Source organism: Pseudomonas sp. GM48 (assembly GCF_000282335.1).
In the GTDB taxonomy this organism is placed as follows: domain Bacteria; phylum Pseudomonadota; class Gammaproteobacteria; order Pseudomonadales; family Pseudomonadaceae; genus Aquipseudomonas.
Genome location: NZ_AKJM01000041.1, coordinates 1 through 23,543, shown reverse-complemented (window position 1 = coordinate 23,543; position 23,543 = coordinate 1). Strand labels below are relative to the sequence as shown.

The 23,543-nt window shown below is 59.9% G+C and carries 13 protein-coding genes; 8 read left to right on the top strand and 5 right to left on the bottom strand.

Annotation, left to right across the window (positions count from 1 at the left end):
* The first annotated feature begins 15 nt into the window (after positions 1-15).
* The 6 genes from PMI28_RS22045 (at position 16) to PMI28_RS0128350 (ending at position 9,273) form a co-directional block, all read left to right on the top strand.
* Positions 16-351, top strand: coding sequence for a DUF2934 domain-containing protein (locus tag PMI28_RS22045; RefSeq protein WP_007983875.1), 336 nt, complete (start codon positions 16-18; stop codon positions 349-351).
* A gap of 173 nt (positions 352-524) precedes the next feature.
* A complete protein-coding gene (gene glgX, locus PMI28_RS22050; RefSeq protein ID WP_007983873.1) occupies positions 525-2,687 on the top strand; it encodes a glycogen debranching protein GlgX in 2,163 nt (720 codons plus the stop codon).
* Between the two features lie 214 nt (positions 2,688-2,901).
* Positions 2,902-3,660 (top strand): PIG-L deacetylase family protein, encoded by a 759-nt coding sequence (locus PMI28_RS22055; protein ID WP_007983871.1) that lies wholly within the window; start codon positions 2,902-2,904, stop codon positions 3,658-3,660.
* Positions 3,661-3,956: 296 nt separating this feature from the next.
* On the top strand, positions 3,957-4,721 hold the full coding sequence (locus PMI28_RS22060; protein WP_050548684.1) for an endonuclease/exonuclease/phosphatase family protein: 765 nt from the start codon (positions 3,957-3,959) through the stop codon (positions 4,719-4,721).
* Positions 4,722-5,274: 553 nt separating this feature from the next.
* Entirely contained in the window at positions 5,275-6,342 is a 1,068-nt protein-coding gene (locus PMI28_RS22065; protein WP_007983867.1) for an autotransporter domain-containing protein, read from the top strand.
* Between the two features lie 81 nt (positions 6,343-6,423).
* Positions 6,424-9,273: an RHS repeat domain-containing protein gene (locus PMI28_RS0128350; protein ID WP_007983865.1), complete on the top strand. Its 2,850-nt coding sequence runs from the start codon at positions 6,424-6,426 to the stop codon at positions 9,271-9,273.
* A 108-nt stretch (positions 9,274-9,381) separates the two neighbouring features.
* On the opposite strand, the gene glgB is transcribed toward PMI28_RS0128350, so the two are convergent.
* The 3 genes from glgB to PMI28_RS22080 form a co-directional block, all read right to left on the bottom strand.
* Positions 9,382-11,613, bottom strand: coding sequence for a 1,4-alpha-glucan branching protein GlgB (glgB, locus tag PMI28_RS22070; RefSeq protein ID WP_007983863.1), 2,232 nt, complete (start codon positions 11,611-11,613; stop codon positions 9,382-9,384).
* Positions 11,614-11,615: 2 nt separating this feature from the next.
* Positions 11,616-14,957 (bottom strand): maltose alpha-D-glucosyltransferase, encoded by a 3,342-nt coding sequence (treS, locus tag PMI28_RS22075; protein WP_007983862.1) that lies wholly within the window; start codon positions 14,955-14,957, stop codon positions 11,616-11,618.
* 182 nt (positions 14,958-15,139) lie between these two features.
* Positions 15,140-17,137, bottom strand: a complete 1,998-nt coding sequence (locus PMI28_RS22080; RefSeq protein ID WP_007983860.1) for an alpha-1,4-glucan--maltose-1-phosphate maltosyltransferase — start codon at positions 17,135-17,137, stop codon at positions 15,140-15,142.
* 476 nt (positions 17,138-17,613) lie between these two features.
* On the opposite strand from PMI28_RS22080, the gene ccoG reads away from it, so the two are divergent.
* Entirely contained in the window at positions 17,614-19,026 is a 1,413-nt protein-coding gene (ccoG, locus tag PMI28_RS22085; RefSeq protein WP_007983858.1) for a cytochrome c oxidase accessory protein CcoG, read from the top strand.
* Between the two features lie 200 nt (positions 19,027-19,226).
* Positions 19,227-20,636: a GntR family transcriptional regulator MpaR gene (gene mapR, locus PMI28_RS22090; protein WP_007983856.1), complete on the top strand. Its 1,410-nt coding sequence runs from the start codon at positions 19,227-19,229 to the stop codon at positions 20,634-20,636.
* 149 nt (positions 20,637-20,785) lie between these two features.
* Here the strand turns inward: mapR and PMI28_RS22095 are convergent, their stop codons facing one another.
* Both PMI28_RS22095 and PMI28_RS22100 read right to left on the bottom strand, forming a co-directional pair.
* Positions 20,786-21,532 carry an SDR family oxidoreductase gene (locus PMI28_RS22095; protein ID WP_007983854.1) on the bottom strand — a complete coding sequence of 249 codons (747 nt, stop codon included), beginning with the start codon at positions 21,530-21,532 and terminating at the stop codon, positions 20,786-20,788.
* Between the two features lie 204 nt (positions 21,533-21,736).
* Positions 21,737-23,543: bifunctional diguanylate cyclase/phosphodiesterase (locus tag PMI28_RS22100; protein ID WP_007983852.1), on the bottom strand; the 1,807-nt coding region annotated here is incomplete at its 5' end.

The window sequence follows — 23,543 nt, the reverse complement described above, 5'->3', positions numbered from 1 at the left end:
TTCAGGAGCATTGCGATGAGTACCGACGATAAACGCATCCGCGAATTCGCCTATCAGATCTGGGAGTCCGAAGGAAAACCCGAAGGTCAGGAGGCCCGCCACTGGGAGATGGCGTGCAAACTGGCAGAAGCCGAAGCCCTGGCCCCGCGCAAATCCCCAAAGACCGCCGCCAGCAAGGCAGCCCCGAAGAAAACCGGCGACGCAAAACTTGGCCCGGACAAGACACTCAACGGCAAGACCGCTGCGCCAAAGACCAAAGCCAAACCGGCGGCGGCTTCGAAAGTCATCCCTCCAGGAGAAAAGGCCGTCGAGAAAAAGCCCCGGGCGGCGCGAAAACCGCCAGCGGTCTGACCCATTCGCGCTGCCAACAACAAACCTGTGGGAGCGGGCTTGCTCGCGAAGGCGTCGTCTCAGGCGAATCAATTGCGACTGACACACCGCCTTCGCGAGCAAGTCGAATCGTCGCACCGCCGCTCCCACAGGTTGCAATGCTGATCAGCGAGTATTTGTAGCCAGGAGCACTTATGACCAGTCCAAAGAAAGCCGCCGCGCCAGCCCCTCGTGCCGAGGCCACGCGAATCCGCGAAGGCCTGCCCTTCCCGCTGGGCGCCACCTGGGATGGACTGGGAGTCAACTTCGCCCTGTTTTCCGCCCACGCCACCAAGGTTGAACTGTGCCTGTTCGACGACACCGGCGAGGTGGAACTCGAACGCATCGAACTGCCCGAATACACCGACGAGATCTATTACGGCTACTTGCCCGACGCCCATCCGGGGCTGATCTACGGCTATCGCGTGTACGGTCCCTACGACCCGGCCAACGGCCATCGCTTCAACCCCAACAAACTGCTGATCGACCCCTATGCCAAACAACTGGTCGGCAAGCTGAAATGGTCCGAAGCGCTGTTCGGCTACACCATCGGCCACCCCGACGCCGACCTCAGCTTCGATGAGCGGGACAGCGCGCCCTTCGTGCCCAAGTGCAAGGTCATCGACCCGGCACACACCTGGGGCCACGATCATCGTGTCAGCGTGCCGTGGGACAAGACGATCATTTATGAAACCCACGTGCGCGGCTTCAGCATGCGTCACCCTGCCGTCCCGGAAAACCAGCGCGGCACCTTTGCCGGGTTGATGGTCGATGATGTGGTGGAACACATCCGCAAGCTCGGCGTGTCGACCGTGGAACTGCTGCCAATCCACGCGTTCGTCAACGACCAGCATTTGCTGCACAAGGGCATGACCAATTACTGGGGCTACAACAGCATTGCGTTCTTCGCCCCCGATCCGCGTTACCTGGCCAGCGGCAAGATTGCCGAATTCAAGGAAATGGTTGCGCACCTGCACGAAGCCAACCTGGAGGTGATTCTCGACGTGGTCTACAACCACACCGCCGAGGGCAACGAACAAGGCCCGACCCTGTCCATGCGCGGCATCGACAACGCGTCCTACTACCGCCTGAAGGCGGATGACAAGCGCTTCTATATCAACGATTCCGGCACGGGCAACACCCTGGACCTGAGCCACCCGTGCGTGCTGCAAATGGTCACCGACTCCCTGCGCTACTGGGCCTCGGAGATGCACGTGGACGGGTTTCGCTTCGACCTGGCGACCATCCTCGGGCGTTATCACGACGGCTTCGACGAACGCCACAGTTTCCTGGTGGCCTGCCGTCAGGACCCGGTGCTGCGCCAGGTCAAACTGATTGCCGAACCCTGGGACTGCGGTCCCGGCGGTTACCAGGTCGGGCGCTTTCCGCCGGGGTGGGTCGAATGGAACGACAAATTCCGCGACACCGTGCGTGCGTTCTGGAAAGGCGACGACGGGCAACTGGCGGACTTTGCCGGCCGCCTGACCGCTTCGGGCGAAATGTTCAATCAACGTGGCCGCCGGCCCTACTCATCGGTCAATTTCGTCACCGCCCACGACGGTTTCACCCTCAATGACCTGGTGTCGTACAACGACAAACACAACGAAGCCAACGACGAAGACAATCAGGACGGCAGCAACAACAACCTGTCATGGAACCACGGCGCCGAAGGCCCCACCGACGATCCCGAAATCAATGCGCTGCGGCATCGGCAGATGCGCAATTTCTTCGCCACCCTGCTGCTGGCCCAGGGCACGCCGATGTTGGTGGCCGGCGACGAATTCGCCCGCACCCAGGACGGCAACAACAATGCGTACTGCCAGGACAGCGAGATCGGCTGGGTCAACTGGAACCTCAGCGAAGACGGCAAGGCCCTGCTCAAGTTCGTCAAACGCCTGATCAAGTTGCGCCTGACGTATCCGGTCCTGCGCCGTGGACGCTTCCTGGTGGGCAGTTACAACGAGGACATCGGCGTCAAGGACGTGACCTGGCTGGCGCCGGATGGCACGGAAATGACCACCGAGCATTGGCACGATGCGCACAATCGTTGCCTGGGCATGCTGCTCGATGGCCGTGCCCAGGAAACCGGTATACGCCGCAAAGGCGCGGATGCGACGTTGATGCTGGTGGTCAATGCCCATCACGACATCGTTAATTTCCGGCTGCCGGAAGTGCCTGACGGCGGTTTCTGGACGTGCATGATCGACACTAACCAGCCGTCGATCCACGGCCAGGAACGCTTGGAGTTTGGCCATGAGTACTCGGTCACCGGCCGCTCATTGCTGCTGTTCGAGTTGCAGCATGAGGAAGAAGAATAAGGAGACACCACGCATTAATGGCGCCAGCACCGCAGAGCGGAAAAATCATTTTGGATAACTTCGCGACGCGACGAATAGCCTTACATGAGCAATACTCGATGCGTGGCAATCCCGGGTTTGGCTTGTCGCACATTGCTATCAACGAGCCCTCACGGGTCTGCCGGGCCTGCACCGTGCACGACTGAAGGCGAAGCAAAACAAGGACGTGGTACCCATGAAATCCGTTTCCGTCAGCGAAGCCAGCCTGCCATCACAGATCTGGAACAGTGCCCCGCAACTGGACAACATTCCGGTCATCAGCACCCAAACCCTGGTACCCACCGGCGCACGCGCAGTGCTCATTGCCCCGCACCCCGGCGATGAAGTCGTGACCTGCGGCGGCCTCCTGCAATTGCTCAGCAACCTGGGCCACCCACTGCAATTGATCTCGATCACCGACGGCAGCGCCAGCCATCCGGGCTCTCGGCAGTGGTCGGAAAAACGCCTCAGCGTATTTCGTCCCCAGGAAAGCGTCGAAGCCATACGCCGGCTCGGGTTGCCGATGCACAGCCTGAAGTGGATTCGTGGCGGGTTTACCGACAACGCGCTGGTGGAATACGAAGAACAGATTACCCGATTCATCACTCGCTACCTGCGCCCCGGCGATGTGGTGTTCAGCACCTGGCGCGAGGACGGTAACGTCGACCACGACACCGTTGGCCGCGCCAGCGCCAGAGCAGCGGCCAGCGCAGGGGCAACTTACAACGACGTACCGCTCTGGGCCTGGCACTGGCCGGCACGGGACCGCGAACTGATTCCCTGGCATCGTGCACGCAAGGTGCGCCTAGATACCTGGACCGTCGCCCGCAAGAGCCACGCCACCCACGCCTACGCCAGCCAACTCGATGGCGAACCGGCCATCGGCCTCGCGCCGTTGCTGCCTCGAGCGCTACTGGAGCGCATCCGTTTGCCTTATGAAATCGTCTTCGTCTAAGCCCACAGCGCTTTTCTGTAGGAGCGAGCTTGCTCGCGATGGTCGTCAACGATAACGCTGGTTGGCAGGCGCCCCGCGGTGTTCTCCGGTTTATCGCGAGCAAGCTCGCTCCTACAGGGGGCATTGGCCGCCGGCGCTGAAAACACAAACTCCGTGCGCCGCAGAGCGTCAGATTTGGCGCGTTGGCGTTAAAGGCAAACTGAACTGCCCGTCCATGCGTCAGTCGCATACATAGGCAGCCCTGAATCAGAGGAGCGCATGTGGCCAGTCATTCAACACGGCAGACAGCCGAATCAATGCCATTGAACACACCCCCGGCCATCCATCGGCTTCGAGTGCTGACGGTCAACACCCACAAGGGATTCACCGCACTCAACCGGCGCTTCATCCTCCCCGAATTGCGTGAAGCGGTGCGCAGTACCTCGGCAGACCTGGTGTTTCTGCAAGAAGTGGTCGGCGAGCACGAGCGCCACTCCTCGCGCTACAACGATTGGCCACAAACCTCGCAATATGAATTCCTTGCCGACAGCATGTGGAGCGACTTCGCCTATGGGCGCAATGCTGTCTATCCCGCCGGTCATCATGGCAATGCCCTGCTGTCGAAATACCCGATCCGCGAGTACCGAAACCTGGATGTTTCCATTACCGGTCCGGAGCGCCGCGGTTTGCTGCACTGCGTGCTGGACGTACCGGGGCATAGCGAAGTGCATGCCATCTGCGTTCACTTCAGCCTGCTGGAAAGTCATCGTCAGCTGCAATTGCAGTTGCTCTGCCAACTCCTCGAGTCCCTGCCTGACCAGGCGCCGGTGATCATTGCCGGCGACTTCAACGACTGGCAAATGCAGGGCAACGCCGCCCTTGCCCGCCGCGATGACTTGCACGAAGCCTTCGAACGCCACCATGGCCGGCCGGCCAAAACCTACCCCGCACGGTTTCCCTTGTTGCGCCTGGACCGCGTCTACCTGCGCAACGCCAGCAGCCATGAGCCGCAAATACTCGGGAACAAGCCGTGGACGCACCTTTCTGACCATTTGCCGCTGGCGGTGGAAGTGCATCTCTGAATCACGGCCATTCAGTGCGAACTGCCCTGCAGTGGCCGGTAGCTGGAGACTCACTTGCGGACCAACATCTGGCACACCTTCACCGGTACCGATACGGTCACCTTTGACCATGTCGATCAGATCTAAACCCGACAACGAACGTCGTCCGCCGACCACGGTATCGGGAGGGTGCCGGTGTCGACTACACCAGCAATATCGACAGCAACCAACAACGGGGAACATTCGGTAACGTGGGGGTTCAGGTGAAGTGGTGAGGGTTGAAAAGCGCTCTGAGCCGAGGTTTTTTTGACGATTTTTCGAACAAACAAGAACTTAGAGATACCTCATAAATCAGTCACTTAAACCATTACCACTGATCGGCGATTCTCTTGACTCGACCGTTTCGGTCTTCTTGACTTCACGTTACTACCCCCGGAATTACCACCAGGACCAGCCGCGGGCTCCCGTAAAAACGGGCAGTCCATGACAGGTCCTAATCCATTCGGTCGCCCCTCATTCGGGGTAGGAGAGACGCCAGAGCGAGATTGCGCATGCGACTACAAGGCAGACCTCCATGAAAATTTCACTCACCCCACAAGAGATCAAAGTCATTTTTTGCACGGTGTCGAGTTCACTCCTGCTGTGTTCCTCCATCGAAGTGCAAGCTGCCACTGCCGAACAAGACACAGCCCCATGGTATCGCCAGGACATCCCGACGCCCGGTTTGTCTACCATCGCAATAACCTATCCCGATCAATTCAGCGCTCACCCCGATCTACGCAGTTCCAGCCTGACCACCGAAGACGCCGCCCCTACGGCCTGGGACCAACTCTACGACCAGCCCTCTCGCCAGGCACAAACCGATTACCTGTCCCCGGGGCTGGCCGTCCCCGGCACCAACGAACTCAAAGGCCCGGCGATCCTGACCCTGCAAAGCGCCAGTGGCCATACGCACAGGGTCGGCCTGGTGGGCGGCGCGAGTCAGTTCCAGCTCAACAACAACGGCGCGCAGATCACCCCGGCAATGTCCAATCCCGGTAGCGACACACTCAAGCTCCAGGGGCAAAGTCTCGGCGCTTATTGGAGCCTGACCGGGCCGCAAGGCTGGCACGTCGACCTGACCGCCAGTGGTGGCCGGGTCAGCGGCTTCAGCCGCAACGCGCAAGGGACCCGAAGAGCCACCGAGGGCAGCGCGATGACACTGTCGGTGGAAGGTGGCTTCCCCATCGGCCTGGGCGAAAACTGGGTGATTGAACCCCAGGCGCAGTTGATCAATCAGCGCATCACCCTGGACACCCCGTATGCCGGATCAGGCAACGCGTCTTCCACTGACCTGAACTCGTGGAGTGGCCGGGTCGGTGCGCACTTGAAAGGCAGTTACGACATCAACGGCTTGCCGGTCGAGCCCTACGTGCGGACCAACTTGTGGCGCACGGTGTACAGCGGCAACACTGTGACGCTCGATCAGGTGGACAAGATCAGCAGCAGCCGTAGTTCATCTACCGTGGAACTGGGTCTGGGTCTCGTCGCCAGAATCACCCCGTCCGTAAGCCTGTACGTCAGCGCCGACTACAGCAGCGACGTGGACGACAACGATCTGAACGGTTTGATTGGCAGCCTGGGTGTGCGGATGCGCTGGTGAAAACTGGTATTTCTTACAGTATCCAAGGCGCTGGTGGTGTTGCATTGTGAGGGCAGATACCCCTGGTCAAGGCCCTCACCGATGCCTGTGGATTATGTGCATGGCGGCACCCCGACCCTTGCGGTCATGGACCCACGGGGTCTGGCGCTCCGGGCGGTGCAGTTCCACCGGCGACTGGCGACCGATCCGGTTGAGGTGCGGGTGACGCATCAACGGTTCGATGCCAACGGCCGGCCGGTGGCCAGTCGTGATCCGTATCTGTTTGCCTTGGCGCAGAGCGATGGGGCGGTGCCGGCGAATATGAGTCAGGTGTTCAGCCTGTCCGCTGTGCCGTTGCAGAGTGACAGTGTCGACGCCGGGTGGCGGGTGGCATTGCCAGGCGCAGGCGGGCAAATCGTTGAACGGTGGGACGGGCGTGGCAGTCATTCGTCAACCGGGTTCGATACGCTGTTGCGCCCGGTGGCCGTGCGCGAACGTGGTGGCGATGGCACTGAACTGGTGCTTGAGCGCTTGACCTATGCCGGGGTTGATGACGACGCAGTTGCCCACAACCTATGCGGTCAATTGGTTCGGCATGACGATCCGGCTGGCACGCTGCACTTGAAGGAGCTGGGAATCGGTGGCGCGGTGCTGCAACAGACCCGGCACTTTTTGCGCGTTGCCGATGCGCCAGATTGGCCGGTGAGTGAAACCGCCCGCGATGCAATGCTTGAACCCGGCGACGGCGCCACCAACTCGCAGGCCTACGCACCCAGCGCCGAGTTGCTCCGGCAAACGGATGCGCTGGGTAACCGCCAGCGCTTTGCCTACACCGTGGCCGGCGAACTGAAAAACACTCGGTTGACCTTGGTCGGTGAGGACGAGATGACGCTGGTCAGCGATCTGCACTACAACGCCGCTGGCCAGATCGAAACGGAAACTGCCGGCAACGGCGTCATCACCCGCCACCGCTACGACCTCGCGGACGGCCGCCTCATTGGCTTGATCGCACACAAAGCCGATGGCACGCCCCTTCAAGACTTGCGCTACAGCTACGACGCCACCGGCAACGTGCTAAGCCTCGAAGACACCGCCCAAGCGATCCGCTACTTCAACAACCAGCGCATCGAACCGATCAAGACCTACCGTTACGACACCCTCGATCAACTGATCGAAGCCACGGGTTGGGAGGCCAAAACCGGCCACGGCGGCCCCGCCCTGCCCGACCTGCAACCCCTGCCCCTCGACCCCAACCAGATCGCCAACTACACCCAGACCTACCACTACGACGCCGGCGGCAATCTGCTGAACCTGGCGCACGTCGGCGCCCAGGCCCACGGCCGCACTTTGACTCGCGCCCAATACAGCAACCGCTGCCTGCCCGAGCGCAACGGCCGGCCGCCGACTGAAGCCGAACTGGCCGCCGGTTTCGATGCCAATGGCAACTTGCGTGAATTGCAGATCGGCCAAACGCTGGAGTGGGACTTGCGCAATCAACTGACCGTCGTGCGCCCGGTGGTGCGTGCAAGCGCGGAGGATGACTACGAACGCTATCTCTACGACGGCGGCGGCCAACGCGTGCGCAAAATTCGCGCAAACCAGACCAACGCCCGCACACTGATCAGCGAAGTGCGCTACCTGCCCGGCGTGGAAATCCGCAGTCACGGCGGCACTGGGGAAATCCTTCATGTGATCAACGCCAGCGCCGGCAGCAATAGCGTGCAAGTGCTGCATTGGGTGGCCCAAAAACCGGATGACATCGCCAACGATCAGGTGCGTTACAGCCTCAACGACCACCTGCAATCCGGCACGCTGGAACTGGACCAAAACGCCAACCTGATCAGCCAGGAATGGTATTACCCGTTTGGCGGCACGGCTTGTTTCGCGGCACGTTCGGCCACTGAGGCCAAATACAAGACTGTGCGTTATTCGGGCAAAGAGCGGGATGCGACGGGGCTTTATTACTATGGATTCAGGTATTACGCGCCGTGGTTGCAGCGGTGGATTAATCCGGATCCGGCGGGATATGTGGATGGGATGAATTTATTTGCGATGGTCAGGAATAGACCCATTAACTTTGGTGATCTGAATGGGAATACAGGAAAGGAGTTAACGCAGGACGAAATAGACTACATTGAGAGAAAGCTTATTAAATACAAGAACAAACTTCCTGAAACAGACTTAATCAGCACAGCCACCGAGTACCTAGGACTCCAAAAAGTACAACCTGAAAAATATATTGATTACTTCAGAGCTCGCCTCGGCCTCATAGGACAACCAGAAGCCTATGACAGACCTTTAACAGAAGGTGAAAAAGAGGGAATACAACTCATTTGGGGAACAAATGCGGGCGCCCTTTACTTCAAGGGACATAGCCGCAACCACTACGAGAACAATCCCTCTGACATAATAAAAAGATCGCTCCCCGAAACCAGAACGGCAGTCTATTCAGAGCTCAAAAACAATGATGGCGACTTCGGAACAGTTAAGCTGCCCCTTGCCAGAAAGCAGAGAGCGTACGACCCGGCGATAGAACTACTAGAGCTCCACGCCACAGACTCTAAAAAAACAATTAACCTGTTGGCAGCATCACTTGGCCCGAAAATGGCAGGTGAGCTCTACCGCGGAACTAAATTGCAAAATCCAGATAGCATTAAAGTAGGTGACATACTACAAACCAGCATATTTATGGCTTTTACTCCAGATAAAAAAACCGCAAGCAAATTCACAGACAAATTTCATGTTCCTAGCACCTCACAGCTAACGGACCCAGTACTTATAAAAACGACAAGCAACGCATTCAAAGTAGATCACACCCCCGAAACGGAGGGTTTATTCAAGCCAATGACTCAATTTGTCGTTAACAGCATTTCTAAGGACTACCGGGGGCTACACCACATTGAAATTACTCAAAGAAAGTTCGAGGCAACGCTCAGTGCGAAATGGATTTAGTTATTATTGCGCATCAGAAACAAATAAAATTTATAACTAACCATCCCTGACAGACTGTACTTATATGAGCGTCGACCTGTCAGGGTTATCGAATAAAATGGAAGTCAGCTACCCCTCCGGCCGCAACATCAACACCGCCAACGGCGGCAAATTCAACACCAACGACAACGCCTGCCCATGGCTCGGCGTTTCCTCGGCAGCCACCCCGCCACTGTTGCCGTAGTTGGAACCGGCATAGATAGACGAGTCGCTGTTGAGCACCTCGCTCCACTGCCCGGCAAACGGCACCCCGATGCGATAAGCCTCGCGCGGCACCGGCGTGAAGTTGGCCACCACCAGCACCGGCTTGCCGTCCTTGCTCCAGCGCAGCCACGCATAGACGCTATTGATCGCGTCGTCGCCGATCAACCATTGGAAACCCTGCGGCACATCGTCCTGCTCGTGCAGTGCCGGCTCTTCGCGGTACAAGCGATTGAGGTCGCCCACCAGTTTCTGCACGCCTTTGTGTTCGGGGTACTGCAACAAGTACCAGTCCAGTTGCTGGTCGTGATTCCACTCGCGCCACTGGCCGAACTCGCAGCCCATGAACAATAGTTTCTTGCCCGGGTGCGCCCACATGAAACTCAAGTAGGCCCGCAGGTTGGCGAATTTTTGCCAGCGGTCGCCGGGCATTTTGTCGATCAGCGAATGTTTGCCGTGCACCACTTCGTCGTGGGAGATCGGCAGGATGAAACGTTCGGACCAGGCATACACCAGGCCGAAACTCAGCTCGTTGTGGTGATGGGCGCGGTAGACCGGGTCTTGCTGGATGTAATGCAGCGAATCGTGCATCCAGCCCATGTTCCATTTGTAGGCAAAGCCCAAGCCGCCCTGTTGCGTGCCCTGGCTGACGCCCGGCCATGCGGTGGACTCTTCGGCGATCACCAGTGCGCCCGGCGCTTCCAGAGCCACGACGTCGTTGAGGTGGCGCAGGAAGTCGATAGCCTCCAGGTTCTCCCGCCCGCCATGGCGGTTCGGTACCCATTCGCCGGCCTTGCGCGAGTAGTCGCGGTACAGCATCGAGGCCACTGCATCGACCCGCAGGCCGTCGACGTGGAAATGCTTGAGCCAGTGCAGCGCCGACGCCAGCATGTAGCCGTGAACTTCGGTGCGGCCGAGGTTGTAGATCAGCGTGTCCCAATCCTGGTGGAAGCCTTCTTGCGGGTTGCCGTACTCGTACAACGCCGTGCCGTCGAACTGGGCCAGGCCATGGACATCGGTCGGAAAATGCGCCGGCACCCAGTCGAGGATCACCCCGATTTCAGCCTGGTGGCAGGCGTTGACGAACGCGGCGAACTCGTCCGGAGTGCCATAACGCGCACTCGGGGCGAATTGCGACAGCAACTGATAACCCCACGAACCGCCGAATGGGTGCTCCATGATCGGCATCAGTTCGATGTGGGTGAAGCCCAGCTCCTTCACGTACGGAATCAGTCGCTCGGCCAATTCGGGCCAGGTGTATTGCCGGGCCACTTCACCGAGGTCATCGAGTTCGCATTGCCATGAGCCGGCGTGCAACTCGTAGATCGACAGCGCGGCGGTCGGGCGCTGGCGTTCGCCACGGGACAGCATCCAGTCCTGGTCCTGCCAGTCGACCTTCAGTGGCGAAGCGACTTTCGACGCGGTGTCCGGCGGAAGGCTGGTGGCCAGCGCTACCGGGTCGGCTTTCAGCGGCAGAATGCCGTGGGCGCCGAGAATCTCGTATTTGTAGGCGTCGCCTGCTTGCAGGCGCGGGATGAACAACTCCCAGACACCGGTGGGATGACGCAGGCGCATTGGATGGCGGCGCCCGTCCCAGACGTTGAAATCACCCACCACCGACACCCGCCGGGCATTCGGCGCCCATACGGCAAAACGCACGCCGTCGACGCCATCCACGGTCTTGAGCTGAGCACCCAGGCACGCACTGAGGTCGCGGTGATTGCCTTCGGCAAACAGGTACAAGTCCATTTCGCCCAGCAACGGGCCGAAGCTGTAGGGGTCTTCGGCCGTTTGCTCGCCGCCGGCCCAACGGGTGCGCAACAGGTACGCCTGCGCATGGTCGAAATGCCCGACAAACAACCCCGGCGTCGCAGTGGCTTCAAGATGCCCGAGCTCTTCGCCAGACACCCTGGCCAGCACCTGCACACTCAGGGCACCGGGCAAATAAGCGCGAATGAACTGCCCGCCAGCGCCATCGGCGTGAGGGCCGAGAATCGCAAACGGATCGATATGCTCGGCGCGCACCAATGCATCGATATCCCGCGCGCTGGGTAGCAGCGCTTCTTTGTGATGACCCTGTTCCTTGTTCGAGACACTCATGACTACTCTCCACCAAGATCGGAAAAGGGTTTAAGCCCACTTAATAATCCATATAAACCGTGCAACGGCACGGGCAACCAGGTCGGGCGATTTTCCGCCTCATAGGCTACTTCATACGCCGCCTTCTCCAGACCGAACAACGCCAGCGCGGCATCCTCGCCTTCGGGATCTTGCCATGCATGGGCAAGACTAGCTGCCGCCAGCCGATAAGCGTCGACAAATGCTTGTCGCGCCTCGCTCAAGTAGCGATCGGTCACCCGCAAACGGGCAGCATCGGCCGCCGCGGTGTTATCGACGTTCTGCACGTTGATCGCCATCGCCGCTGCATAATCGAAGGAACGCAGCACACCGCTGACATCCTTGTACGGGCTGTGTTTGCCCCGTCGTTCATGCAACGGCCGCGCCGGTTCACCTTCGAAGTCGATCAGGTAGGCATCGCCCTTGATCACCAGCACTTGCCCCAGATGCAAGTCGCCGTGCACACGAATGCGCAAGCCGCCCGCGGTCTTTTTTCCCAACAATTGCACATGACTGAGAATGGCTTTTTTATTGTCCAGTAAACGGCCGACCAAGGTCTGGTCCGCCGGGTTCAGTTGATTTTTATGCTGCTTGAGCAAGTTCAGCGCCTGCTCGATTTGCGCTGCAATATCCTTGGCCGAGGCCAGTGCCTCCTGCTGCGTGGTGACCTGCGGCAAAAAGTCCGGGTTGGCGCCCGGCGCTGCCAGCACCTGATGCATTTCCCCCAGTCGCCGGCCCAGCATAGCGGCGAAATCTTTCAATTCGCCGAGCGCGTTGTAATGCTGTTCCTGCTCGGACACCGCGTCGGCCAGCTCATCGCGCAGCGCCCGTTCGAGGTTGTTCCGGGTCCACTCCCAGGCGTCGCCCTGATTGCTCAGATAACCTTGGGCGATCATCAGCAGGTTGTCTTCACCCGCTGCATCCCGACGCACCACGGCCCCCAGCAATGGCGAAATATTGCCGAAGCCGGCAGCGGTCAGGAACGCGCTCATTTCCAGCTCCGGATGCACCCCTGAGGCCACCTTGCGGATCAGCTTCAGCACCAGGCTGTTGCCGATCACCACCGAGCTGTTGGACTGTTCGGCGAAGAGGTAGCGCACCGGGGACTCAGCGTTCAGGCCGAGTTTTTCCAGCTCGGCGGTGGGCTCGAAGCGAATCTCGCCATCGCTGGAGGCCAGGACGCTGCCATCCTGTAAGCCTTGCAAAACTGCATGCACAAAGCTTTCCAGACTGAAGGCATCGGTGATCAAACCAACCTGACGCCCACGCCGTACCCGTGCCAGCGCCAATTGCTGCGGCAACGGCATACCGACCTGGTCCTCGGAGATAAAGCCGAACGGCAACTGGTAGCGGCTGCTCTGGCCACCGCTGATGACATTGATCTCACTGAACAGTACCGGATGCTGCGGATCGCCGAACCGCACGCCATAGGCCAGTTCGACTTGCTCGATGGCGGCGTCCTTGCCGGCGAACCAGCGGCGGTTCTGCAACCAGTTCGGCAGGATGTTTTGCTCCAGCGTGGTCCGCGACGGCGCTTCGAGCAGTTCTTCCATGCGCTTTTTCAGCACCAGCGTGGTGAAGTCCGGCAGGCTCTGCGCAGGCTCCACGTGCCAGCTCGGCATCTGGTTTTCGGCGGCGAGGCCGAACCAATAGAAGCCATAAGGCGCCAGCGTCAGGAGGAAATTCAACTGGCCGATGGGCGGGAACGCGTTCCCCCCGAGCATTTCCACCGGCACCATGCCGACGTAGGCCGACAAATCGAGCTCGGCGGCCTGGGCACTGCGCGACACGTTGGCCACGCACAGAATGACTTCGTGTTTACCGTCCACCCCGGTGTATTCACGGGTGTAGGCCAGAATCCGCCGGTTACTGGGCGACAGCATTTTCAACGTACCGCGCCCGAAGGCCTTGGATTGCTTGCGCACGGCGAGCATGCGCCGGGTCCAGTTCAACAGCGAATGCGGGTCGCCAGCCTGGGTTTCGACGTTGACCGACAGATAACCGTATTGCGGGTCCATGATTGGCGGCAGCACCAGGCTGGCCGGGTCGGCACGGGAGAAGCCGCCGTTGCGGTCGATCGACCATTGCATCGGCGTGCGCACGCCGTCGCGGTCGCCGAGGTAGATGTTGTCGCCCATGCCAATCTCATCGCCGTAATACAGGGTCGGCGTGCCGGGCATCGACAACAACAGGCTGTTGAGCAATTCGACCCGGCGTCGATCACGCTCCACCAGCGGCGCCAGACGCCGGCGAATCCCCAGGTTGATCCGCGCCCGACGGTCGGCGGCGTAATAATTCCACAGGTAATCGCGCTCCTTGTCGGTGACCATTTCCAGGGTCAGCTCATCGTGGTTGCGCAGGAAAATCGCCCACTGGCAGTTGGCTGGGATATCCGGGGTCTGGCGCAGAATGTCGGTGATCGGGAAGCGATCTTCCTGGGCCAGGGCCATGTACATGCGCGGCATCAACGGGAAGTGAAAGGCCATGTGGCATTCGTCGCCGTTCAAGCCTTTGTTATCGATGTCGCCGAAGTACAACTGTGTGTCCTCCGGCCATTGATTGGCCTCGGCCAGCAGCATGCGATCGGGGTAATTGGCGTCGATTTCGGCGCGGATCTTTTTCAGGACGTCGTGGGTTTCCGGCAGGTTTTCGTTGTTGGTGCCGTCACGTTCGATCAGGTAGGGAATCGCGTCCAGGCGCAAGCCGTCGATGCCCATGTCGAGCCAGTACCGCATGACCGAAAGCACCGCTTTCATCACTTGCGGGTTATCGAAGTTCAGGTCCGGCTGGTGGGAGTAGAAGCGGTGCCAGAAGTACTGGCCGGCGACCGGGTCCCAGGTCCAGTTGGACTTTTCGGTGTCGAGGAAAATGATGCGGGTGCCATCGTACTTTTGGTCGTCGTCCGACCATACGTAAAAGTCCCGCGCCGCCGAACCGGGCTTGGCCTTGCGCGCACGCTGGAACCACGGGTGCTGGTCGGAGGTGTGGTTGATGACCAGTTCGGTGATCACCCGCAGGCCGCGTTTATGCGCCTCGGCAATGAAGCGCCTGGCATCGGCCATGGTGCCGTAGTCGCTGTGTACGCCGCGGTACTCGGCGATGTCATAGCCATCATCGCGCCGTGGCGAGGGATAGAACGGCAACAGCCAGATGGTGTTGACGCCCAGGTCGGCGATGTAATCGAGCTTGGCGATGAGGCCGGGAAAGTCGCCAATCCCGTCGTTGTTGGAGTCGAAATACGATTTGACGTGAACTTGATAGATCACCGCGTCCTTGTACCAGAGCGGGTCGTTGATGAACGTGGCTGCCTTGGGTTTCTTCGCCATGTGAAACTCCTGGTGAATTCAACTTTGGCCACAGGACGGGATTTTTCTGTGGCGAGGGAGCTTGCTCCCGCTCGACTGCGCAGCAGTCGCAATCCGGTCGAACGCGGTGTAGCTGAAAATGTACGGGGTCGCTGCGCAACCCAACGGGAGCAAGCTCCCTCGCCACAGAGGTTGTGGTGTTCTCAAGAGGCGGTAATGCGCCAGATCCCGAACGGCTGGTATGCCGGGTCGATCCGCATGAATTGCTGCTTGCCGTGCCACGTCCAGCGATGGCCATTCATCAAGTCTTCGCCCTGGGTGCTGGCATTGTCGGGCAAGCCCATTTCCCACAACGGCAACTCGAAGTTTGCTTCCTGCACGTTGTGCGGATCGAGGCTGACCGCCACCAGAATGAAGTTGCTGCCATCAACGCTGCGTTTGCCAAAGTAGAGGATGTTGTCGTTCCAGGCGTTGTAGACCTTCAGGCCCAGATGCGTGTGTAACGCCGGGTTCTGCCGGCGAATGCGGTTGAGCTGGGCGATTTCGGCAATGATGTTGCCCGGCGCGTTGAAATCCCGCGGGCGGATCTCATACTTCTCGGAATCGAGGTATTCCTCCTTGCCCGGCACCGGCGCCGACTCGCACAACTCGAAACCCGAGTACATGCCCCACAGGCCCGAGCCCATGGTTGCCAGCACGGCGCGGATGAGAAACCCGGGACGCCCGGAGTCATGGAGGAACGCCGGGTTGATGTCCGGCGTATTGACGAAAAAATTCGGCCGGTAGCATTCGCGCCATGGCGATTCGTTGAGTTCGGTGAAATAACTCGCCAGTTCGGCCTTGGTGTTGCGCCAGGTGAAATAGGTGTAGCTCTGGGAGTAACCGACCTTGCCCAGGCGCGCCATCATTGCCGGGGTGGTAAAGGCTTCGGCGAGGAAGATCACTTCGGGGTACAACGCCCGTACATCGGCGATCAGCCATTGCCAGAACGGCAACGGCTTGGTGTGCGGGTTATCGACGCGAAAAATCTTCACGCCCTCCTCGACCCAGCCCACCACGATGTCACGCAGTTCCAGCCACAGGCTCGGAATCGCCTCGGGGGTATAGAAGTCGACGTTGACGATGTCCTGGTATTTCTTCGGCGGGTTCTCGGCGTATTTGATCGTGCCGTCCGGCCGCCAGTTGAACCAGCCGGGGTGCTGCTTGAGCCACGGATGGTCCTGGGAACACTGGATGGCAAAATCCAGGGCGATTTCCAGGCCATGGGCAGCAGCGGCCGCGACCAGTCGGCGGAAGTCTTCGCGGGTACCCAACTGCGAGTGAATCGCCTCGTGCCCGCCCTCCTTGCTACCAATCGCATAGGGGCTGCCCGGATCATCAGGACCCGCCGTCAGGGAATTGTTCGGGCCTTTGCGGTAGCTGCGCCCGATCGGGTGGATCGGCGGGAAATACAACACGTCGAACCCCATGTCCTGGATCATCGCCAGCCGTGAATGCACGTCATTGAAGGTGCCATGCCGTTCGGGACTGTCGGTGATCGAACGCGGAAACAATTCATACCAACTGGCGAACTGCGCCAGCTCACGCTCCACATCCACCGGATACTCCGGGCTCAGGCTCAGGTAGGCGCGATGATCGACGCGGGCCATGAGGTCGGCGCTACGCTGGTGCAGAAACAGTGCAATCTGCTCGGTTTCCAGCAGTCCTGACAGTTCATGGTGCAAGGCCGCCAGTTGCTCGCTGAGTGGCCCTTCGCTGCGTTCAGCGGCCTGCTGGACATGAATCCGGCCTTCCTGCAATTCCAGGCTGACGGGCACGGCAGCCATATGCTTTTTTTCCAGCTCGTAGCGAAAACTGGCGAACTGATCGATCCAGGCTTCGATACAGAACCGATAACGGCCCTGGCTGTCGACACGGAACTGCCCCTGCCAGCCGTTATTGCCCAGATCGTTCATGACAGCGTTTTGCCAGACGTCCTCGTCTTCGGCCCGCCAGCGCACTCGCACCGCCAGTTTGTCATGCCCGTCGGCGAAGACCTTGGCCGTCACCACCACGTCCTGCCCCACCACGGCCTTGACCGCGAACTGTCCGCCTTCGAGGGTCGGCATGCAGTTTTCTATGACGATACGCGGCAGCAACAACGCCTGCGACAGCGGCATATGCGGGTTGTAGCTCAACTCAGTCGGTTTATCAGCCGTCATCGAGCCTCTCTCCTAACGCCCCATGGACGCACTTGTGTCTGGTCGCCATCCCGCCGGGTCATCCGCCCCGGGATACATTCACTTAGGTTCCGAGCGACAGCGGTCGGGAAAGTTTCATCAGCAATTTCAGGAATCAAGTCCTTCGCGCAACGGTCAACCAACCAGTCCACCTACTTAAGCACGACTCACGCCATGTGCCACCGTAAGCTTGAACAATGAACAATAGATTCCCGGCCGTGACGCCGACACTTGAAGGCACCGACAGTGATTCGGTGATTTGACTGACATTGATCAACCTCCGCCATAGCTGTTCCGGATAGGTGTTTGTGCGTAACTACGGCGGGTGCTTCAACTTGTCGCACGCTGTGCGAACAGCGCCATCTGATCCGCTTTTTAATGCAATACCTGAGTCTGTTATGCAAACAGATTGCCGCTCATAGTGCTCATGCCTGATGGAGGCTGATGAGCGAAAGACCATGAGCGAGAGAATCCCCGTCCGAACCGTTGAAACATTCGAACCTTCGCGTTTAAAGACGAAGGCCAAGTCCAGCGACAACCTGATCCACACCCGCAGCTTCACCGGGTTGTTCCGCAACCTGCGGATCAGCGGCGCGGGTTTTCTGTTTTTGTTGTTTTTCGGCACCGTGTGGCTAAACTGGGGCGGCCGCCAGGCGGTGCTCTGGGATCTTTCCGAGAGCAAGTTCCATATCTTCGGCGCGACCTTCTGGCCGCAGGACTTCATCCTGCTCTCGGCACTGTTGATCATTGCCGCGTTCGGCCTGTTTGCGATCACCGTGTTCGCGGGCCGGGTCTGGTGCGGCTACACCTGCCCGCAAAGTTCGTGGACCTGGATCTTCATGTGGTGCGAAAAGATCACCGAAGGTGAACGCAACCAGCGGATCAAATTGCAAGCCGCGCCATGGGGCCTGAACAAACTGATGCGGCGCGCGGCCAAGCACACCTTGTGGCTGGCCATCAGCCTGCTGACCGGCCTGACCTTCGTCGGCTACTTCACGCCGATCCGGCCGTTGGCCGAAGAGCTGCTGACCTTGCAAATGAGCGGCGTCAGCCTGTTCTGGGTGCTGTTTTTTACCGGTGCCACGTACATCAATGCCGGTTGGCTGCGTGAAGCGGTGTGCATGCACATGTGCCCCTATGCGCGGTTCCAGAGCGTGATGTTCGATAAAGACACCCTGACCATTTCCTACGACGTGGCCCGGGGCGAAAACCGTGGCCCGCGCAAACGCGAAGTCAAACCCGCCGAAGTCGGCCTGGGCGATTGCATCGATTGCCAGCTCTGCGTACAGGTCTGCCCGACCGGCATCGACATCCGCGATGGCTTGCAGATGGAATGCATCGGTTGCGCCGCGTGCATCGACGCCTGCGACTCGATCATGGACAAAATGGGCTACGCCCGGGGACTGATCAGCTACACCTCTGAACACCAATTGCAAGGAGGCAAGACTCACCTGCTGCGCCCACGCCTGATCGGTTACACCGCCGTATTGCTGGTGATGATCGCCGCGCTGGTAGTGGCCCTGGTGGAACGGCCGATGGTGTCGCTCGACGTCAGCAAGGACCGGGGCCTGTTCCGCGAGAACAGCCAGGGGCAGATCGAAAACATCTACAGTCTGAAGGTCATCAACAAGACCCAGCAGCGTCAGGACTATCAATTGAGCCTGGTCGATGCCGATGATTTCGAGTTGCAGGGCAAGGCCGTGTTGAGCCTGGCGCCGGGCGAGATTATCGATGTGCCGGTGTCGGTGGCGATGCTCACGGAACGTCCGGCCAGCAGTTCGCAGAGCATCAGTTTCAAGGTGGTCGACAGCGATGAGCCTGGCGTCTATAGCGTGGCGAAGAGCCGGTTTGTTGCGCCGATGAATCGCTGATCCCTTAGACTGCGGTCCTTGTGAAATGCGCTCCTGTTTTGGCAACGCAATCCACCGTGGCGAGGGAGCTTGCTCCCGTTGGGTCGCGAAGCGGCCCCAAAATGGGACTGCTGCGCAGTCCAGCGGGAGCAAGCTCCCTCGCCACAGGCAAGCCCCCTCGCCACAAAATCTGATCGAATGAGTTCCATGACGGGATACCGATGAAACGCTACGAAAAATTCGCCGACGACATCGCAGAACTGATCCGCTCCGGCGTCCTCGGCCCGGGCCAGCGTGTGCCGTCGGTGCGCTACGCCAGCCAGACCTACGGGGTCAGCCCGTCGACAGTGTTCCAGGCCTACTATCTGCTGGAACGTCGTGGACTGATCCGCGCCCGTCCGCGCTCCGGCTACTTCGTCAACGCCCATGCACCACGGCCGTTTTCCGAGCCGGAAATCAGCCATCAGGTCAACGAGTCCACCGAAGTCGATGTCAGCGAACTGGTGTTCTCGGTGCTCGACTCGATCAAAGACCCGAACACCGTGCCCTTCGGCTCGGCGTTCCCCAGCCCAACGCTGTTTCCCCTGCAACGTTTGTCCCGTTCCCTGGCCAGCGCCACCCGTGAGATGGACCCGCGCATGGTCGTCACCGACATGTCACCCGGCAACCCGCAGTTGCGCCGGCAAATCGCCCTGCGCTACATGGTCGGCGGGCTGATGCTTCCGATGGAAGAACTGCTGATCACCAACGGCGCCCTGGAAGCGCTGAACCTGTGCCTGCAAGCAGTCACTGAACCGGGCGATCTGGTGGCCATCGAAGCCCCGGCGTTCTACGCCTGCCTGCAAGTGCTCGAACGCCTGAAGCTCAAAGCCGTGGAAATCCCCGTGCATCCGCGCGATGGCATCGACCTTGGCGTACTGGCGCAAACCCTGGAACGCCACCCGATCAAGGCCTGCTGGTGCATGACCAGCTTCCAGAACCCCATGGGCGCAACCATGCCCGAGGCAAAGAAACAGCAGCTTGTGGAATTATTGCGCCGCCATCAGGTACCGCTGATCGAAGACGATGTCTACGCCGAACTGTATTACGGTCAACAAGCACCGAAACCGGCCAAGGCATTCGATACCGAAGGCCTGGTGATGCACTGCGGCTCGTTCGCCAAAAGCCTCGCTCCCGGCTACCGCATCGGCTGGGTGGCTGCCGGTCGCTATGCGCAAAAAATCGAACGGCTGAAACTCATGACCTCGCTGTGCGCGTCGATGCCGGCCCAGGCAGCCATCGCCGATTACCTGCAACACGGGGGCTACGACCGCCATCTGCGCAAATTGCGCCACGCGCTGGAAGACCAGCAAAGCGCCATGCTCGCCGCCATCGCCCGGTATTTCCCGGCACAGACGCGGGTCAGCCAACCGGCAGGCGGGTACTTTTTGTGGCTGGAATTGCCAGAGCAGATGGATTCATTGAAGTTGTTTCAGATGGCGTTGGCGCAGGGCATCAGTATTGCGCCGGGGCCGATTTTTTCACCGGCGCAGCGGTTCAGGAATTGTATTCGGTTGAATTACGGGAGCCCGTGGGACGAGGCTGCGGAGCAGGCGATGGAGACGTTGGGGCGGATTGTGCGGTCGTTTTAAGGGTTAGATATTGCCTGCACTATCGCCTTCGCGAGCAAGCCCGCTCCCACCAGGTATTTCCGGTGTAAACAGACTTTGCGTACACCAGGAAACCCTGTGGGAGCGGGCTTGCCCGCGAAGAGGCCAGCACTGACAACGCAAACCTCAGATCAACGCCCACCGCCAAGATCGACGAAAGTCCCCGTCGCATAAGAAGCCTTGTCCGACAACAACCAGACAATCGCCTCTGCAACTTCATCCGGCCGCCCACCGCGGGCCATCGGAATTGCCGATTCAAGCTTGCTGACCCGATCCGGATCGCCGCTCAGGGCATGGAAATCGGTGTAGATGTAGCCGGGACGCACGGCGTTGACGCGAATCCCCTCGCCCGCCACTTCCTTGGACAGGCCGATGGTGAAGGTGTCGAGCGCGCCTTTGGAGGCGGCGTAGTCGACGTACTCGTTGGGCGCGCCCAAGCGTGCTGCCACCGAGGACACGTTGACGATACTGCCGCCCTGCCCGCCGTGCTTGGGCGACATGCGCAGGATCGCGTGCTTGGCGCAGAGGATCGGCGCCAGGACGTTGGTTTTCATGATTTTGAGAATACGGAATTCGGACATTTCGTCGACCCGGGACTTTTGCCCGACGGTGCCGGCGTTGTTCACCAGCGCGGTGACCCGCCCCAGTTCACTGTCTACCCGATTGAACAGCGCGATGACTTCGTCTTCGATGCTGACGTCGGCCCGTACCGCAATGGCTTGCGCACCGAGCGCACGGACTTGTTCCAGCACGCTGAGTGCGGCCTTATCGTCAGCCTGGTAGTTGATGCAGATCCGATAGCCCTGCGCGGCGGCCAACAGAGCGGTGGCGGCTCCAATGCCGCGGCTGCCGCCGGTGATGACGATGACTTTGTCCATGCGAGCTTTCCCCCAATCAAAGCTAAAGCGGTCGGGGCCAAGAATAACCGCCAATGATGGTTTTTGCATGAATTCGGCAGCGCTTTGTGGCGAGGGAGCTTGCTCCCGTTCAGCTGCGAAGCAGTCGGGATTTCAGTTGGCGCTGTAGGCTGAAAAGCGGGGGCCGCTTTGCGACCCAGCGGGAGCAAGCTCCCTCGCCACAGGTCAACTGGCGACCAATTGCTCGCCGCGATGAATTTCCATCATGAAACCTTCGGCCGGCAGCGGATGCCCCAGCAGGTAACCCTGCAACGAATCGCAACCGAGTTGTGTCAGGAAGTCCTGCTGTACACCCGTCTCGACACCCTCGGCAACGATGCGCAACCCCAGCGCCTGGCCGAGGGCGACGATGGCCGATACGATGGCGGCGTCATCGCTGTCACGCTCCAGGTCCCGGACAAAACCGCGGTCGATCTTCAGCTCGTTCGCCGGCAAGCGCTTGAGGTACATCAGACTCGAATAGCCAGTGCCAAAATCATCGATGGACAGGTCGACGCCCATGTCCGACAGCTCCTGAAGCACCCTCATGCTCGCATCGGCATCGCTCATGGCGGTGGTTTCCGTGATTTCCAGGGTCAGGCTGTTGGCCGGCAGGTGATGAGCCGCCAAGGCCTTGGCGACGCTCTGGACCAACCCGGAATGACAGAACTGGATGGCCGAAAGGTTCACTGCGATGCGCCAATCGGTGTAGCCCTGCACGTACCACTCGCGCATCTGGCGGCAGGCTTCGTTGAGCACCCACTCGCCGATCGGAATGATCAACCCGGTTTTTTCCGCCAGTTCGATGAATTTGTCCGGCAACAGCATCCCTTGGGTCGGGTGCTCCCAGCGCAACAAGGCCTCGGCGCCTACCGGGCGACCATTGGCGGCATCGAACTTGGGCTGGTAATACAGGCTGAATTCCTGATGTTCCACGGCATTGCGCAGGTCCTGCAGCAATTGCAGCTGTTTGCGGGCGTTGCTGTTCATCGAGGCATCGAAAAAGCTGTAGCCGTTTTTGCCCGCGCCCTTGGCGTGATACATCGCCGCGTCGGCGTTCATCAGCAATTCATGGGCAGACTGCCCGTTTCCCGGGTAGAGCGCGATGCCGACGCTGGCAGAAATATGCAAATCATGTTCGGCAACCCGAAACGCACCCGCGATCAACTCGACCTGACGGGCCGCGAGGTTCAAGGCGTCGATCTGATCGTTCAACTGCACCAGCAACACGAACTCGTCACCGCCGATCCGCGCCAGGGTGTCCTGGCTGCGCAATTCTTCGCGCAGGCGCAAGGCCACTTCGCGCAACAACAGATCACCCATGTGGTGGCCAAAGGCATCGTTGACCGGCTTGAAGCCGTCCAGATCAATGAACATCAGGGCAAAGCAACCACCCTCTTCGCAGACCCGCGACATAGCCTGATCGATTCGATCGGCGAGTAACATCCGGTTCGGCAGCCCGGTGAGGGTGTCGTGCAGGGCCAGTTGGGTCAGTTCACGGTTGGCCTCGGTCAGAGACAGGGCCAGGCTCGCGGTGCGCGCCTCCAGGCGTGCATCGAGGATCGAGGTCAGCAAGGCGATGCTCAGCACCGCCAACGTGGTAATCAGCACCAGGTTGTCCAGGCCCTTGCCGCTCAACCCATCGACCGCTGCGCCGCAAAAGCTGCCATCGGCAAAGCGTGCGGCGGCCATTGCGGTGTAGTGCATGCCGACGATGGCGATGCCCATGATCACAGCGGCACCGCCACGGATCAGGCGGACATAAGGTGTGTGTTGGCGCAAACGGAAAGCGATCCACAATGCCGCGCCCGAAGCACCGACAGCAATGACCAGCGAAGTACCGAACAGCGTCGGGTCGTAGTCGATACCCGGTTGCATGCGCATGGCAGCCATACCGGTGTAGTGCATCGCGCTGATGCCGGCGCCCATGACCAGCGCGCCAAAGGCCAGCTGCCAGGCCGGCAATTGCGGCTGGCTGACCAGCCACAGCGCG